Source organism: Parabacteroides sp. KHUB-03, from assembly GCF_056640975.1.
Genome location: NZ_CM153257.1, coordinates 318,236 through 333,402 on the forward strand (window position 1 = coordinate 318,236; position 15,167 = coordinate 333,402).

General features: G+C 41.6%; 16 protein-coding genes. 8 read left to right on the top strand and 8 right to left on the bottom strand.

Going from position 1 to position 15,167, the window contains the following annotated elements; genetic code table 11:
• Positions 1-10: 10 nt before the first annotated feature.
• From ACYIB7_RS01265 to ACYIB7_RS01280, 4 genes are all read right to left on the bottom strand, one after another.
• Positions 11-625, bottom strand: a complete 615-nt coding sequence (locus ACYIB7_RS01265; RefSeq protein WP_103983987.1) for a fumarylacetoacetate hydrolase family protein — start codon at positions 623-625, stop codon at positions 11-13.
• 2 nt (positions 626-627) lie between these two features.
• The gene (locus tag ACYIB7_RS01270; protein ID WP_103983986.1) at positions 628-1,278 is read right to left on the bottom strand and encodes a redox-sensing transcriptional repressor Rex; all 651 of its coding nucleotides are present in this window, start codon (positions 1,276-1,278) and stop codon (positions 628-630) included.
• A gap of 1,087 nt (positions 1,279-2,365) precedes the next feature.
• Entirely contained in the window at positions 2,366-3,820 is a 1,455-nt protein-coding gene (locus ACYIB7_RS01275; RefSeq protein WP_103983985.1) for an aminoacyl-histidine dipeptidase, read from the bottom strand.
• A 49-nt stretch (positions 3,821-3,869) separates the two neighbouring features.
• The gene (locus ACYIB7_RS01280; protein ID WP_103983984.1) at positions 3,870-4,883 is read right to left on the bottom strand and encodes a lysylphosphatidylglycerol synthase transmembrane domain-containing protein; all 1,014 of its coding nucleotides are present in this window, start codon (positions 4,881-4,883) and stop codon (positions 3,870-3,872) included.
• 96 nt (positions 4,884-4,979) lie between these two features.
• On the opposite strand from ACYIB7_RS01280, the gene rsmA reads away from it, so the two are divergent.
• The 8 genes from rsmA to ACYIB7_RS01320 all read left to right on the top strand — a co-directional run bounded on the left by rsmA (position 4,980) and on the right by ACYIB7_RS01320 (position 11,066).
• Positions 4,980-5,783 (top strand): 16S rRNA (adenine(1518)-N(6)/adenine(1519)-N(6))-dimethyltransferase RsmA, encoded by an 804-nt coding sequence (gene rsmA / locus ACYIB7_RS01285; protein ID WP_103983983.1) that lies wholly within the window; start codon positions 4,980-4,982, stop codon positions 5,781-5,783.
• 18 nt (positions 5,784-5,801) lie between these two features.
• Positions 5,802-7,148, top strand: coding sequence for a magnesium transporter (gene mgtE / locus ACYIB7_RS01290; protein ID WP_099463756.1), 1,347 nt, complete (start codon positions 5,802-5,804; stop codon positions 7,146-7,148).
• Between the two features lie 198 nt (positions 7,149-7,346).
• Positions 7,347-7,685, top strand: a complete 339-nt coding sequence (locus ACYIB7_RS01295; RefSeq protein ID WP_103983982.1) for a CidA/LrgA family protein — start codon at positions 7,347-7,349, stop codon at positions 7,683-7,685.
• Positions 7,686-7,688: 3 nt separating this feature from the next.
• Complete coding sequence (locus ACYIB7_RS01300; protein WP_480337867.1) at positions 7,689-8,387, top strand: LrgB family protein; 699 nt, start codon at positions 7,689-7,691, stop codon at positions 8,385-8,387.
• A 170-nt stretch (positions 8,388-8,557) separates the two neighbouring features.
• Positions 8,558-9,121 carry an elongation factor P gene (efp, locus tag ACYIB7_RS01305; protein ID WP_099463753.1) on the top strand — a complete coding sequence of 188 codons (564 nt, stop codon included), beginning with the start codon at positions 8,558-8,560 and terminating at the stop codon, positions 9,119-9,121.
• A gap of 64 nt (positions 9,122-9,185) precedes the next feature.
• A complete protein-coding gene (gene radC / locus ACYIB7_RS01310; protein ID WP_103983980.1) occupies positions 9,186-9,866 on the top strand; it encodes a RadC family protein in 681 nt (226 codons plus the stop codon).
• Between the two features lie 85 nt (positions 9,867-9,951).
• Positions 9,952-10,269: an SUF system Fe-S cluster assembly protein gene (locus ACYIB7_RS01315; RefSeq protein WP_103983979.1), complete on the top strand. Its 318-nt coding sequence runs from the start codon at positions 9,952-9,954 to the stop codon at positions 10,267-10,269.
• Positions 10,270-10,286: 17 nt separating this feature from the next.
• The gene (locus tag ACYIB7_RS01320) at positions 10,287-11,066 is read left to right on the top strand and encodes a UDP-2,3-diacylglucosamine diphosphatase (RefSeq protein WP_480337869.1); all 780 of its coding nucleotides are present in this window, start codon (positions 10,287-10,289) and stop codon (positions 11,064-11,066) included.
• A 76-nt stretch (positions 11,067-11,142) separates the two neighbouring features.
• Here ACYIB7_RS01320 and ACYIB7_RS01325 read toward each other — a convergent pair whose 3' ends face one another.
• The 4 genes from ACYIB7_RS01325 to folP all read right to left on the bottom strand — a co-directional run bounded on the left by ACYIB7_RS01325 (position 11,143) and on the right by folP (position 15,161).
• The gene (locus ACYIB7_RS01325) at positions 11,143-12,342 is read right to left on the bottom strand and encodes an acetate kinase (RefSeq protein ID WP_103983977.1); all 1,200 of its coding nucleotides are present in this window, start codon (positions 12,340-12,342) and stop codon (positions 11,143-11,145) included.
• A gap of 26 nt (positions 12,343-12,368) precedes the next feature.
• Positions 12,369-13,385 carry a phosphate acetyltransferase gene (gene pta / locus ACYIB7_RS01330; RefSeq protein WP_103983976.1) on the bottom strand — a complete coding sequence of 339 codons (1,017 nt, stop codon included), beginning with the start codon at positions 13,383-13,385 and terminating at the stop codon, positions 12,369-12,371.
• Positions 13,386-13,510: 125 nt separating this feature from the next.
• Positions 13,511-14,296, bottom strand: a complete 786-nt coding sequence (gene cdaA / locus ACYIB7_RS01335; RefSeq protein ID WP_103983975.1) for a diadenylate cyclase CdaA — start codon at positions 14,294-14,296, stop codon at positions 13,511-13,513.
• A gap of 16 nt (positions 14,297-14,312) precedes the next feature.
• Complete coding sequence (gene folP, locus ACYIB7_RS01340) at positions 14,313-15,161, bottom strand: dihydropteroate synthase (RefSeq protein ID WP_480337871.1); 849 nt, start codon at positions 15,159-15,161, stop codon at positions 14,313-14,315.
• Positions 15,162-15,167: the final 6 nt, after the last annotated feature.

The window sequence follows — 15,167 nt, forward strand, 5'->3', positions numbered from 1 at the left end:
AAATCAGTTATTACCGTACATAGAAGTCCAGCAATTTCCGTTCGCCGATATATCCTTGCAGATGGTCATCAATCTTAACCGGTCCTACACCAACGGGAGTTCCCGTATAAATCAGGTCCCCTATTTTCAATGTGAAGAAACGGCTAACGTAAGCAACAATTTTGTCTACAGAGAAAAGCATATCCGACGTATTGCCTTCCTGAACTTTCTGTCCGTTTATTTCCAGATGGAAAGGAATGCGGTCAATATCACCTGCTCTATCCAACGGGATAAACGTTCCTACTGCGGCCGAGTTGTCGAATGCTTTGCTGATTTCCCAAGGTAGTCCTTCTGCCCGTAATTTGTTTTGCAAATCGCGCGCGGTAAAATCGATGCCGACTGTTACTTCATCGTAGTAACGATGTGCAAACCGTTCGGCAATATTCTTACCCAGCCTGTTTATCTTTATTACAATTTCCGTTTCATAATGAATCTCGGACGAGAAATCGGGAATAAAAAAAGGTTTCCCGTCTTTCAAAAGAGACGAATCTGATTTCATAAAGATCGTAGGTTCTGATAATTCTAACGAATGATGTAGCTCTTTATTGTGGGCTGCATAATTCATTCCTACAGCAATAATTTTCATTTTTAGTGATTTATTGAATTCATCCGGTTGAACATAACCGCTAAATGTGCATACATGGAAGTATTTTGTACCACGATATGTTCCGGTACGCGGATACGGAAAGGTGTAAAATTCCAGAGAGCCTTGATTCCTCCGGCAATGATTTGTTCGGTAACCTCTTGTGCCTTTTCAACAGGAACCGTAATAATGCCGATTGTTGCTCCGTATTCCTTTTGTTTGGCAGGAAAATCATCGATATGGAATACAGGGATGCCGTGAATGCGTGATCCGGCCAGTTCGGGGCGGACGTCGAAACCTGCCACTATTTCCAATCCGTATTGATTCAGACCGGAGTCGTGTAATAACGCTGCTCCCAGGCTTCCTACACCGAAAAGGAAAGCTTTGTGTTGCACCGTGAAGCCCAGAAAGTCTTCCAAAACGTCTACCAGTGCATTTATATCGTAACCGACTCTGGTTTTTCCCGATATGTTTACAAATGACAGATCTTTAGCAACCTGGCTGGCGTCTACATTAATTTCTTTGGCAATTTGAGTAGACGACACAAATGTTTCCCCTTTCCCTTTCATCAGTTTTACAAAGGCGAGATACCACGGCAATCTTCTGAGTGTGGGTTCCGGGATTTTCCAAATTTCTTTCATTTCATCGCTGGCCATTGCTATATATTTAATGTAAGAGCACAAAAGTACAATAAATTTTAAATTTGACCGATATTCTTAGAGAAGCACTTACGTTTATTAACATGATTTTTAATGCTGTCTATTTGCAATGGTTTCAGAGTCCCGTATTACACAAATACAGACTTTGGATATGTCTCCCACCTTGTCACCTTCTTCGGGGCTTATCCCCAAATTGCAAAACGATCTGATATTGATTCTATATTATTTCACCGCTGTCTCAAAATCATACCTGTAACGCTTTAGTGCTTCCTGCGAACGTTTTTGTCACTTTTGGCTTGACCCAAAAGTAACCAAAAGGTCAAGGCTACACCGTCCGGGCTACTTCGGCAAAAGACTTCGCTGAACCAGCGGAACTCGCTTCGCTCAGACAGCCGCTGGTTTCGTCGCTGCGTCTTTTACCTGCGTTTAACGCCCGGCCGCTGATGCCGCTAACAAGAAAGCTAAGCTAAGCGCAGCTTTCTTTAGGGATGGCCGATATGGTCTGTTCTTTTATGGCTTTAGCCTAAGCTCAATTGCCGTCTGCTTCAGCTGACGGATTAAAGGAATATCTATCTTGATTGGCTTTAGCCAAATTTCTTTCTGGGAATTCTATGTCATTTGTATGCAATAAACAGCTTATTCAAGCATCAGGGAAAGTGTTCGCGGAAGTGTTAAAATGAAATCCGCATTGACCGTTTTTAGGAGTTTGAAAAATGTATTGATGTGTTGTAATATTGTCTATATTAGCAAATTGTATACTTGTGTAGAATGTCTATAGATATTTTTCACGCTTTGGAATACTCCCCCCCGAAGGAGGTGACAGAAGGAGACAAAGTGAACCCTTAAATATCCCTTTATTGAGACTATGATCTGATACTTTTTAGGTAAGCTGCTAAATTGAATAGGGTAAGCAACCTATGAGGAAAGGTAGGCAACTAAAAAGGGTACAGATGGTGCAGGCAAGGCACAGATAAACGCAGACCTTACTGATTATTAATAAAAATCTGCGATATTCTGTGTGTTCTGCATCATCTGCGTTCAATATTAGCTTTTAGACATGTTTCCTTGATAATTCCGGAAAGAGTCAGATTCTTTCTAATGTAGCCTTTATAAATTCCCAAACCCGTTGTACGGATGAAATGCTGACGCGCTCGTCAGGAGAGTGGGGATGTTGTAAGTCCGGCCCGATGGAAATCATGTCCATTTCCGGATATGCTCCCTGTATGATGCCGCATTCGAGACCGGCATGCATAACCTTTACCGATGGTTTTTTACCGTATAAATCCTGATATACTTTCTCCATCAGATTCAGGACAGGTGAGTCTATGTTGGGTTGCCATCCATTGTAGGCTCCGCCATATTCCACTTTTGCACCGGCCAGGGCAAAGATGCTTTCCAGGCTGGAACAAACAGCATATTTACGGCTTTCGGAAGAACTTCTTACTAATATCTTTATCTCGATCAATTCGTTAGCTGTATGCACAATTGCCAGATTGGATGATGATTCCACTGTGCCGGGGAAATCATGCAGCATGCTGATGACACCGTTCTGGCATCCTTCGATAGCGTTGATCAAATCGTCTTGAATTTCTTCCGGGATCAGAGTTGACGGCATATCTGTCATTTCAGCCACAAAACTTATATTGTCTTCTATACCTTTGTATTCGGTACGGAAAGTGTCCTGGTAGTCTGCTATCAATTCCCAAAGGGATTCTACATTATCTCCCGGAATTGTTATCGTGGCAAATGCTTCACGTGGAATGGCATTGCGTAAGGAGCCTCCTTCAATGGAAGATAAACGTGCTCCATAATCGCAGACAGCTTCTTTCAGGAACCGGAACATTAATTTGTTGGCGTTTGCCCGTCCCAGGTGGATATCTACACCGGAATGTCCGCCTTTTAATCCGGTCAGGCTTAATTTAACGGCTGTATCGCCTTCCGGTATATATTGATCTTCTTTAAATTGGAAAGAGATATTCAGGTCTGCACCACCGGCGCAACCTACAAACAACTCTCCTTCTTCTTCCGAATCGCAGTTTAACAGAATATTGCCTTTCAGGAAACCGGATTTCAGCCCGACTGCTCCATCCATGCCTTCTTCTTCGTCTATGGTAAAGAGTGCTTCCAAAGGACCGTGTTGTAAAGAGTTATCGGCTAGTGCCGCCATAGCGAATGATGCCCCTATCCCATTGTCTGCTCCTAATGTCGTTTCATGAGCTTTTACCCAGTCTCCGTCTATGTAAGCATCTATAGGGTCAGTAATGAAGTTATGTTTTACTGATGCATTTTTTTGCGGAACCATATCGAGATGTGCCTGCAAAGTAACGGTCTTGTGTCCTTCTCTTCCGGAAGTAGCCGGTTTGCGGATCAAAACATTTCCTACTTCATCCTGCAGGGTTTCTAATCCCAAGCTTTTTCCAAATTCGACTACATAACGGGTTACGGCCTCCATGTGTCCGGTTGGACGAGGAATTTGTGTAAGGTCATAGAAATAACCCCATACATGCTTTGGTAATAGATTTTTGATTTCTGCTGACATAGAAGTTACTGATTTAAGTTTATAACTCTTATTTAATACATGATTGTATTCATTCTGAAACAACAGCTGTTTTTTGTGTTCCTTTGTTGGTTAGCGGCAATGCTATTACGCCAAACAAACCACAAAGCCCTGTCCATACCGTCTGTACAGTGTGTACGACTAATGCAAAAGCTGCAGCGTCACTCTCGTTTACCCCGAAACAAACTAATGTTGCAATAACCATGAAGTGCCACGGACCGATGCCTCCCTGTACCGGAACGGCAACGCCTATACTACTCATCGTAAATGCTATTAATCCGACGGAAACTCCCAGGTCGCGGGTAAAATCGAATGCATAAAACGTGATATAGAAATAACAGAAATAGCCAGCCCAGATAAGCACTGTCTCCAACAAGAAACGAACTTTGTGTTTCATCAGCCAGATGCTTTTCATCCCTTCCCAAACATTCAACAACAGGGTCTTCGCTTTCTGTACCAGCGTAAAGTTACTCATATAAGTGAATATAAACCAAATTCCGACGCAAAAAACTATCAGAATCACATAAATCCAGATAGAATTGAACATAGATTGGAAGCCGTCAAGCAGTGCCGGGTTCTTGGCAAAGAAACTCGTGAAGAAATTAATGTTGAAGATGAATATCATCAAGGTAATAAGCCCGACCATGATTGTATCGCTTACACGGTCTATTAACAGGGTGCCCAGCAATTTGGAGAATGGAATCTTGTCGTATTTCGTAATCACACCACAACGCCATACTTCCCCGACGCGGGGCAGTACGAGGTTTACAGCATAATTACCTAATACGGCATAGATAACGTTGCTCATCTTGAACCGCTCGCCCAGCGAACTGATCAGCAATCCCCATCGGAGACCGCGTATTATATTGGCAGCAAGGCCGAATAATAAGGAAAACAAGATTATGTCATAACGGACACCTTCTTTTACTACTCTCCATATCTCACTGACATCCATCTTTCGATATAAAAACCAGAGCAGCAAACAGCCGAAAACCAGAGGTAAGCATATCTTAAGAATCGTGCGTAGAATGCCTTTAAAATCCATTACACGTAGGGTTCTTTTAATAATTTGTTGTATTTTTGTGCGTCTGCAAAGATACAATATTATTTAGATACGAAACACAATCTATTAAATAACTGGATGAGATTAGTTAAACCGAAAAAGGCATTAGGACAACATTTCCTTAAAGATTTGCAAATTGCCCAGCGTATTGCTGATACAGTAGCCGACTATAAAGGTACACCGATATTGGAGATAGGTCCTGGTATGGGAGTGCTTACCCAGTTCTTGCTGGAAGCAGGGCAAGATCTTACAGTTGTGGAACTTGACCGGGAATCGGTAGCTTATTTGGAACAGAATTTTCCTGCTTTGCGAGGGCGCATTATAGGAGATGATTTTCTGAAGTTGGACCTTTCCAAACTCTTCTCAGGGCCGTTTTGTGTGATTGGAAATTATCCGTATAATATATCCAGCCAGATATTTTTTAAGGTTCTTGATTATAAAGAACAAGTACCTTGTTGTTCCGGAATGTTGCAGAAAGAAGTGGCCGAACGCTTGGCTGCCGGTCCGGGTAGCAAGACATATGGCATATTAAGTGTATTATTGCAGGCATGGTATGATGTAAGTTATCTGTTTACAGTCAGCGAATATGTTTTCGATCCGCCCCCAAAGGTGAAAAGCGCCGTTTTGCGTATGGTGCGTAATAACCGGAAGGAATTAGGATGCGATGAGAAATTGTTTAAAACCGTTGTCAAGACCTCTTTTAACCAACGTCGCAAAACGCTGCGCAATTCAATGAAACCTCTTTTAGGCAAAGATTGTCCGGATTATGTATTGCCTATTTTTGATAAGCGCCCCGAACAACTTTCTGTAGAACAGTTTGTAGAGCTTACCCTGATTTGTCAAAAGAATAATGTGCTTGGCCGGATAACCCCTGCCCGATAGAAGAAACAACACGTTGCCATGATTGAATTAACGAAAGAATACATCGAGAACCTGAAAAATATCATCGAACGGAAAGAAGATGATAAAGCGCGCGAATTGTTGCACGAATTATATCCTGCAGATATTGCCGAATTATATCAGGAACTGAATCTTCGGGAAGCTATTTATCTCTATCTGCTGATGGACGGAGACAAAGCAGCCGACGTGTTGATGGAACTTGACGAAGAAGACCGTCATAAATTACTGAAAGAACTTCCGAGTGAATTGATTGCGAAGCGTTTCGTGGATAACATGGAAACCGACGATGCAGTTGATTTGATGCGTGAATTGGATGAAGACACGCAGGAAGAAATCTTGTCGCATATAAAAGATGTTGAGCAGGCCGGTGATATCGTAGACTTGTTGAAATATGACGAAGATACGGCCGGAGGTTTGATGGGTACTGAAATGATCGTTGTAAACGAAAATTGGAGTATGCCCCAATGTATTGACGAAATGCGTAAACAGGCTGAAGAGATGGACGAGATTTATTACGTATATGTAATAGATGACGACGAACGCCTGAAGGGTGTTTTGCCTTTGCAACGGCTTATCACCAATCCTTCTGTTTCCAAGATCAAACATGTAATGAAGAAGGATCCGATCTCCGTACATGAAAGTGACAGTATTGAAGATGTATCGCAGACTATTGAGAAATACGACTTGGTTGCGTTACCTGTAGTAGATAGTATCGGACGTTTGGTTGGTCGTATTACTATTGATGACGTAATGGATGAAATCCGCGAGCAACATGAACGTGAGTACCAGTTGGCTTCCGGTATTTCCCAGGATGTGGAGACATCCGATAATGTGTTTATGCAAACGGCTGCACGCTTGCCTTGGTTACTTATCGGCATGATTGGCGGGTTAGGAAATTCGGTGATTCTGGGAGGCTTTGAGAGTAGTTTTGCGGCTAATCCTAAAATGGCTTTGTTTATCCCGTTGATTGGTGGTACGGGCGGAAATGTAGGAATACAGTCTTCTGCTATTGTGGTGCAAGGCTTAGCTAATAATACATTGAAAGAAGGACATATAGTTTCGCAAATATTAAAAGAATCTGTTGTTTCGCTTATTAACGCCAGCATTATCAGTCTGGTAGTATTCATATACAACTTCTTTATGCTGGGTGACAGAGCTATTACGGCGTCTGTGTCACTTAGTTTATTTGCCGTAGTCATGTTTGCCAGTATATTCGGAACACTTGTGCCGATGACATTGAACCGGATGAATGTGGATCCAGCCCTGGCTACCGGCCCTTTTATAACGATTACTAACGATATTATAGGTATGATGATTTATATGTTTATCACCTCTGCATTAGCCTGATTTATCAAACCATCGTTACACACGCTTTTTTGTATCGCAAAAACTCATTCCGATGATTTGGAAAAATCATAGTTATGGGTTTGAAAAGTTATAACTATGAATCTGTTTTGTTAAACATAGGTTAATGTCTTATGTTGTAGAACATGTTTTTTGTTTATGTGTTATCTTTGCAGTCACTAAATAATAGGTAAAAGGTTTATGCTGGCACAAGCGTTTTATATTTTATTCTTCTACTTTACGGGAGAGTTTATAAGCTATTTCATAGACGGTTTTATACCGGGTAGCGTGATAGGCATGGTGTTGCTCTTTCTGGCTCTTGCTTTTAAATGGGTAAAACCGGATAAAGTGAAACGGGTATCTACTATATTGACACAGAATATGAGCCTGTTCTTTGTTCCTGCGGCTGTGGGATTGATGGGCTCAGTGGGTATTCTTTCCCAGTATTGGGCGGTTATTCTTACGGCATGTGTGGTGAGTACGATTTTAGTTATTGCCAGCGTTGCTCTTGTGCAACAGAAAATGGAGAAAGGAAAATAGACGATGAATATGTTGGCTGATTCTGAAATATTTGCCCTGACCTTGGTGTTGGGAACTTATTTGGCGGCGATGGCTTTGTATAAGAAGACCCGTGTCAGCCTGTTGCATCCTTTGATAACCTCCGTGTTTGTAATTATAGTAGTGTTGCAAGTGCTTGGGATTCACTATGAATCGTTTCAACAACATACGCATTTGATCCACTTTTTGCTTGGCCCTTCCGTTGTAGCATTAGGATATGTCCTGTACGAACAGATACAATACCTGAAAGGAAATGTAATCTCGATCCTGACCTCGGTATTTGTAGGAGCTATCGTTGGTATCGTAAGCGTAATTATAATAGGTAAAGTAATGGGAGCGGACCAGGCTTTAATAGCCACCCTTCAACCTAAATCGGTGACAACACCCATTGCTATGGGCATTGCAGAAAAGGCCGGAGGTATCCCTTCTTTAACAGCTGTTATTGTTGTTGTGGTAGGTATTTTTGGCAGTATAGTCGGGCCTGTTGTAATGAAAGTTTTAGGTATAGAAAGCCATATAGCCAAGGGGTTGGCACTAGGCGCTTCGTCGCATGGAGTAGGGACATCTGTTGCCATCCAGCTGGGAGCTATAGAAGGAGCCTTGAGCGGATTAGCTATTGGCCTGATGGGTATAATGACTGCTGTTTTGGTTCCTTTGATTGGCTTAATTCTGTCGATGTTCTGAATAAACAACCACGGGTATTTTCTCCTTCCAAATCATATTAGATTGATTTGCAACTCTTTTCAGAATAAAAATACGGCAATATGTTGTTACTTTCGTTTGAAAGCACTACTTTTGCACCCGGAAAATGACGAATTAATTCAATCGTATTACATAAATAAAAAATATAAAGTATGATCAATTCACAAGACATTAAGAAAGGAACTTGTATTCGTTTAGATGGAAAGCTATATTTCTGCGTGGATTTTCTTCATGTAAAACCAGGTAAGGGTAATACTATCATGCGTACGAAATTGAAAGATATTGTAAATGGCGGTACGCTTGAACGTCGTTTCAATATTGATGAAAAACTGGAAGATGTACGTGTTGAACGCCGTCCCTACCAGTTTTCATATAATGAAGGCGAACATTATCACTTTCTGAATCAGGAAACATGGGAAGATGTTATTATCGATAAAGAACTTATTAATGGTGTTGAATTCATGAAAGAAGGTCAGGTTGTTGATGTTGTTTCGGATGCTTCAACAGAAACTGTTCTTTTTGCTGATATGCCTGTAAAAGTACAATTGAAGGTTACTTATACGGAACCGGGTGTTAAAGGCGATACTGCAACAAACACATTGAAGCCGGCAACAGTGGAAACCGGTACGGAGGTTCGTGTTCCGTTGTTTATTTCTGAAGGTGAAACGATCGAAATCAATACACAGGACGGTTCTTATGTAGGACGTATCCGTTAATACTATATAGAGAAATAGGGGCGGCTTTTAGCCGCCCTTTTCTTTTTTATACCAAATACAAGCTATGAAAATAACAGATTGGGCGATAGAAGATCGTCCGCGTGAGAAATTACTTCATAAAGGAGCATCTTCCTTAAGTGATGCCGAGCTTCTGGCTATTCTGATTGGTTCTGGAAATCTGCAGGAAACGGCAGTTCAACTGTCCCAGCGTATTCTTCATTCTGTTGATAATAATTTGAATGCATTAGGCAAATTGTCCGTAAACGATTTAATCTCATCTTTTAAGGGTATTGGCGAAGCAAAAGCAGTTACAATTGCTGCTGCTTTGGAATTGGGTAAAAGACGCAGAGGTTGTGAACCGGTTCAACGGTTGGTTGTTCAGGAAAGCCGTGCGGCTTATTCTCTTTTTTATCCCTTGCTTTGTGATTTGCCATACGAGGAACTATGGATTGCTTTACTGAATCGTGCAAACAGAGTTATTGAGAAGGTTAAAATTAGTCAAGGTGGAGTGGGGGAAACCCATGCAGATATTCGTCTGATACTGAAAGCAGCTATCCAATCGCTGGCTGCAAGTATTATTCTTTGCCATAATCATCCTTCGGGAGTTACCCAGCCAAGTGCACAGGACGATGCGTTGACACAGCGGCTAAAGCAGGCGGTGCAGTTGGTGGATATCCGTTTATTAGACCACATTATCATATCAGACGACCGGTTTTATAGTTATACGGATGAAGGCAGGCTCTAGTAAAGTAGCTTTTAATAAACTTTTCAATGTATAGAGAGGTTCTTTAGTTAACTATTTCGTAATTTTGCATTTAAATAGAATTAAAATGAACAACGAATTCCTCCAGACAGAAGAAGCTATTGTTACCATGCTTAAAACCGTATATGATCCGGAGATACCGGTAAATGTGTACGATCTTGGCCTTATATATAATGTAGAGATTGACGACGATAAGAATGTTCGTATAGATATGACGCTTACGGCTCCTAATTGCCCTGCAGCCGACTTCATTGTGGAAGATGTCCGTATGAAAGTAGAATCGGTGGACGGTGTGAACAATGTGGAAGTGAACATTGTGTTTGAGCCGGAATGGGATAAAGATATGATGTCTGAAGAGGCTAAGTTGGAACTGGGCTTTTTATAATTCCTCCCGAAAGAAAAATGAACTCCTCCCGAAAGAAAATATATTTTGCTTCGGATGCCCATTTAGGCGCCCGTTTCCACAAAGACCCGTTGGCGGTTGAAAAGAAGTTGGTGCGCTGGTTGGACAGTATAAAAAAAGATGCTGCAGCTGTTTGGCTGTTGGGTGATATTTTCGATTATTGGTACGAGTATAAATATGTTGTTCCGAAGGGACATACGCGTTTTCTTGGTAAATTGGCCGAGTTGTCGGATAATGGAATTGAGATTCATATATTCATTGGAAACCATGATATATGGATGTTTGACTACTTGCCTCAGGAAATAGGCGCTGTCATTCATCATGAACCGCTTACCATTGATTTATTGGGCAAACGCTTCTTTTTAGCACATGGAGATGAAGTGGATTATCGTAGTAAGCTTTTTCGTCTGATCCGGGCTGTTTTTCGCAATAAATTCTGTCAGTGGTTGTATGCGGGTATTCATCCCCGGTGGACATTTGGTTTTGCCTTAGGTTGGTCATTGAGTAGCCGTAAAAGTGGTTTGAAGAAAGAAGCTCTTAATGGTAATGTAAAAGCATATCAAGGAGAAGCAGGAGAGTACCTGATTTCTTTTGCAAAAGAATATTTGAAGGTGCATCCGGATATAAACTTCTTTGTTTTCGGGCATCGTCATATCATGCTGGATTTAATGTTGTCTAAGACGAGCCGTTTACTTATTACTGGCGACTGGATGCAATATTTCTCTTATATAGAATGGGACGGCGAGTCTCTCTCCTTGAATCAGTTTGAAATAGAATAAAAAAACAGTCCCAACCGATGCCGGGACTGTCTAAACACTAATCCTTTGTGTTTTGTAAGCTGTGAGGATTAGGATTTTATTTGTTTAATATATCCATCGTGTCGGAAGCAATCATATATTCTTCGTCAGTAGGAACAACAATAATAGTAACTTTACTGTCCGGAGCACTGATTACCATTTCTTCGCCACGCATACCTTCATTTTTCTTCACATCGATTTTCATGCCCATATATTCCATGTTTTCGCAAACAACACGACGGGTTGCCCATTGGTTCTCTCCAACTCCACCAGTCCATACAAGGATGTCGCAACCACCTAAAACAGCTGCATAAGCACCGATATATTTCTTAATACGATAATTGTATACGTTTAATGCCAGGATAGCCTTCTTGTCTCCGTCGGCTATTGCGGCTTCGATTTCACGCATATCGGAAGACAATCCGGAAAGTCCTAGTACGCCGCTTTGTTTGTTTATCAGGTTAGACATGCCTTTAGCATCCAGACCTTCTTTGTCCATCAGGAATGTCAGTGCACCGGCGTCTACGTCTCCGCAACGGGTACCCATCAATAAACCTTCTACCGGAGTTAATCCCATGGAAGTATCTACGCATTTACCGTTTTTGATTGCAGCAATAGAACCTCCGTTGCCTACGTGGGCTGTGATAATACGTTGTTTTTCGTATGGGACGCCTAATATTTCGCAAGCACGTCTTGATACATAACGATGGCTTGTCCCATGGAATCCATAGCGGCGGATACCGTATTTCTTATAAACGGAATAAGGAAGTCCGTACATATAAGCGTAATCCGGCATTGTCTGATGGAAAGCCGTATCGAATACACCTACCTGGCGAATACCCGGAATCAATGAGCTCATCGCACGAATACCTTTCAGGTTAGGAGGGTTATGAAGAGGGGCCAGATCAATACATTCTACCACTTTTCCAATCACTTCGCTTGTGATTTCAACACTTCCGCTGAATGCTTCTCCTCCGTGTACTACCCGGTGTCCAACAGCGTCTATTTCATCATATGATTTGATGCAACCATATTTTTCGTCGGTTAATATGCTTAGAATAAACTGAATTGCGGCATTGTGTTCCGGCAATTCTTTTTCCAAGATCACTTTTTCTCCATTAGGCAATGTGAATTTGAGAAAAGAACCGGGTAATCCCAGTTTCTCGACACCGCCTTGAGCCAGTACTTCATGTTTGTCCATGTCAAACAATTTGTACTTTACAGAAGAACTTCCGCAGTTAAGAACTAATATCTTCATGTGTTTATATTGTTATTTTGTGATTCTTACTTTTTTGTAGCTTTCAAACCTATCGATTGGTTGCAGGCTATAGCAACCATCTTGTAAATATCGTCTACCGAACAGCCACGTGACAGATCGTTTACAGGAGCAGCCATTCCTTGAAGGATAGGGCCTACAGCTTCTGCATCTCCAAGGCGTTGTACAAGTTTATAAGCAATATTGCCTACTTCCAGAGTAGGGAATACCAATACATTTGCTTTGCCGGCAACTTCACTACCCGGTGCTTTTAAAGATGCTACCTTTTCAACTAATGCAGCATCAGCCTGAAGTTCACCGTCAATTTTCACGTTCGGAGCCATTTCTTTGGCCATCTTGGTAGCTTCTACAACTTTGTCTACCATTTCGTTTGAAGCACTTCCTTTGGTAGAGAAGCTTAACATGGCAACCTGAGGTTCCATACCTACGATATCCCGTGCTGTTGCAGCTGTTGCGATTGCAATGCTGGCCAGTTCGGGAGCTGTGGGGTTAGGCATTACAGCACAATCGGCAAATACAAGTATGCCGTTTTTACCGTATTCCTGTTTTTTTGTGAACATGATAAATGCACCTGAAACGCAGCTCATACCCGGAGCTGTTTTTATAATTTGTAATGCAGGACGCAAAACATCGCCTGTTGTGTTTTGGGCGCCGGCGATTTCTCCATCGGCATCTCCCGATTTGATCATCAAACAGGCAAGAAACAACGGTTCTTCAACCAATACGGCTGCTTTCTCCGGAGTCATGCCCTTTTTCTGACGTAATTGGAAAAGCAAATCGGCATAAGCTGCCTTCTTTGCATGATTTTTAGGGTCGACGATGGTTGCTTCGTTAATGTGGTTCAATCCAAAATCTGTAGCAAGTTTTTTAATTTCGTTGGGATTGCCGATCAATACAATGTCTGCTACTTTGTCGGCCAATAAGCGGTCGGCTGCTTTCAGAGTTCTTTCCTCTGTTCCTTCGGGAAGAACAATGCGCTGCTTGTTAGCTTTAGCGCGTGCAATGATGTCTTGCATTAAGTCCATAATAGGAATTTTTATATTATTTTGTAATTGTCACCGTAATCGGTTACAAAAGTATACAATAATGCAATATGGAGTTTGCAAAACGGGCAAAAGAATTACATGTTAAGTTGTCACTTTCAGAACTTTTAACAATAGTTTATCACTTCCCGTTCGCCTGAGAGTATTTGTTGGAGCTCTTCTGCAGTCACATTCACACTTAGCTTACCTTTGTGGGCTACTGATATTTTTCCGCGTTCTTCCGAAACAATGATAACGAGGGCATCTGTTTCGAGTGACATGCCTAATCCTGAGCGATGCCGCAATCCCATATCTTTGGGTAGGGAAGCGTTTTGTGCGACAGGAAGGATGCAGCCTGCTGCTTTGATACGGTTGTCTGCAATGATCATGGCTCCATCATGTAGAGGGCTGTTTTTGAAGAAAATATTTTCTATCAGGCGTGCATTAACATCGGCATTAAACATTTCCCCTGTATGTTCGTATACCGATAAGTCGATATCCTGTTGAATGACAATCAATGCTCCTGTTTTTTTACGTGCCATATTCATACAGGCAAGTACAACCGGTGCTATGAACTTACCTTCTTTTTCTTTGGTTTCATCCTTTTTCGAAAACAATTTGCCCAAGAATTTCCATCCGCGGTGTGAGCCTAGAGCCACCAGAAAGCGCCGTATTTCGTCTTGAAATAAAATAACCAGTACCAGAAACCCTACACTGATGAACTTATCGAGTATGGCTCCCATCAGTCTCATTTCCAGAACTTGCGAAACGAGTATCCATACTATAATAAATGAAACGACGCCACTGAAGATTGCCAGTGTACCCGAACTTTTCATTAATTTATAAGTCTGGTACAGGAAGAAGGCTACCAGTAGTACATCAATCAAATCTTTTATGCCAAAGTGCATCCACATAATAATAATAGATCGTTTACAGTTGACAATTGACAGTTAGTTTCTCTGTAATTCTGACAGCTTCTACGGCGGCTCTTACATCATGCACACGTAGAATATCAGCGCCGTTGAGCAAAGCAAATGTATTTAAAACAGTTGTCCCGTTCAAACTTTCGGTTGGCGTTCCGCCCAGATATTTATAAATCATGCTTTTACGCGAAATACCAACTAGTAACGGTAGTCCGAATAATCCGAATTCTTTCAAATTGCTCATTAGTTCATAGTTCTGGTCCACTGTTTTACTGAAACCAAAACCGGGATCCAGTATAATATCGTTAGCTCCCATCAAGTGCAGGCGTTTCACCTTTTCTGCAAAATATTGTATGATTTCGCTCATCATGTTTGTGTAGTTTGTATGCTGTTGCATGGTTTTGGGTGTGCCTCGCATGTGCATCATGATATAAGGAACACGCAAATCGGCAACGGTTTCAAACATGTTTGGGTCTAATTCGCCGGCTGATATATCATTTATAATAGCCACCCCGTATCGTTCTATGCAACGGCGTGCAATATCTGCACGGAACGTATCTACCGAAATAATAACATCCGGGTACTGTTTGTTCAATATTTCCAGAGCCATTTGCAGTCTTTTCATCTCTTCTTCGGAAGAAACGTCTATTGCATCCGGACGGGATGAATATCCTCCTATGTCAATTATCGTTCCACCTTCTTCCAGGATTGTTTGTATGCGCTTTTCTATCTCAGCTTCCGATTGTTTCCGGCTTCCGGCATAAAAAGAATCGGGTGTGATATTCAATATCCCCATGACTATAGGCTTTTCCAGGGAAATGAGAGTGCCTTTAATATTGAGTGTTTTATAATTCATCTTTAT

What these genes read in the sequence shown, in the direction of transcription:
- pta (WP_103983976.1), bottom strand. Translation starts at nt 13,385, where the DNA reads ATGGACTTAATGCAAGACATCATTGCACGCGCTAAAGCTAACAAGCAG.
- folP (WP_480337871.1), bottom strand. Translation starts at nt 15,161, where the DNA reads ATGAATTATAAAACACTCAATATTAAAGGCACTCTCATTTCCCTGGAA.
- ACYIB7_RS01280 (WP_103983984.1), bottom strand. Translation starts at nt 4,883, where the DNA reads ATGGATTTTAAAGGCATTCTACGCACGATTCTTAAGATATGCTTACCT.
- radC (WP_103983980.1), top strand. Translation starts at nt 9,186, where the DNA reads ATGAAAATAACAGATTGGGCGATAGAAGATCGTCCGCGTGAGAAATTA.
- mgtE (WP_099463756.1), top strand. Translation starts at nt 5,802, where the DNA reads ATGATTGAATTAACGAAAGAATACATCGAGAACCTGAAAAATATCATC.
- ACYIB7_RS01295 (WP_103983982.1), top strand. Translation starts at nt 7,347, where the DNA reads ATGCTGGCACAAGCGTTTTATATTTTATTCTTCTACTTTACGGGAGAG.
- ACYIB7_RS01270 (WP_103983986.1), bottom strand. Translation starts at nt 1,278, where the DNA reads ATGGCCAGCGATGAAATGAAAGAAATTTGGAAAATCCCGGAACCCACA.
- ACYIB7_RS01265 (WP_103983987.1), bottom strand. Translation starts at nt 625, where the DNA reads ATGAAAATTATTGCTGTAGGAATGAATTATGCAGCCCACAATAAAGAG.
- efp (WP_099463753.1), top strand. Translation starts at nt 8,558, where the DNA reads ATGATCAATTCACAAGACATTAAGAAAGGAACTTGTATTCGTTTAGAT.
- ACYIB7_RS01275 (WP_103983985.1), bottom strand. Translation starts at nt 3,820, where the DNA reads ATGTCAGCAGAAATCAAAAATCTATTACCAAAGCATGTATGGGGTTAT.
- ACYIB7_RS01325 (WP_103983977.1), bottom strand. Translation starts at nt 12,342, where the DNA reads ATGAAGATATTAGTTCTTAACTGCGGAAGTTCTTCTGTAAAGTACAAA.
- ACYIB7_RS01315 (WP_103983979.1), top strand. Translation starts at nt 9,952, where the DNA reads ATGAACAACGAATTCCTCCAGACAGAAGAAGCTATTGTTACCATGCTT.
- cdaA (WP_103983975.1), bottom strand. Translation starts at nt 14,296, where the DNA reads ATGTGGATGCACTTTGGCATAAAAGATTTGATTGATGTACTACTGGTA.
- ACYIB7_RS01300 (WP_480337867.1), top strand. Translation starts at nt 7,689, where the DNA reads ATGAATATGTTGGCTGATTCTGAAATATTTGCCCTGACCTTGGTGTTG.
- rsmA (WP_103983983.1), top strand. Translation starts at nt 4,980, where the DNA reads ATGAGATTAGTTAAACCGAAAAAGGCATTAGGACAACATTTCCTTAAA.
- ACYIB7_RS01320 (WP_480337869.1), top strand. Translation starts at nt 10,287, where the DNA reads ATGAACTCCTCCCGAAAGAAAATATATTTTGCTTCGGATGCCCATTTA.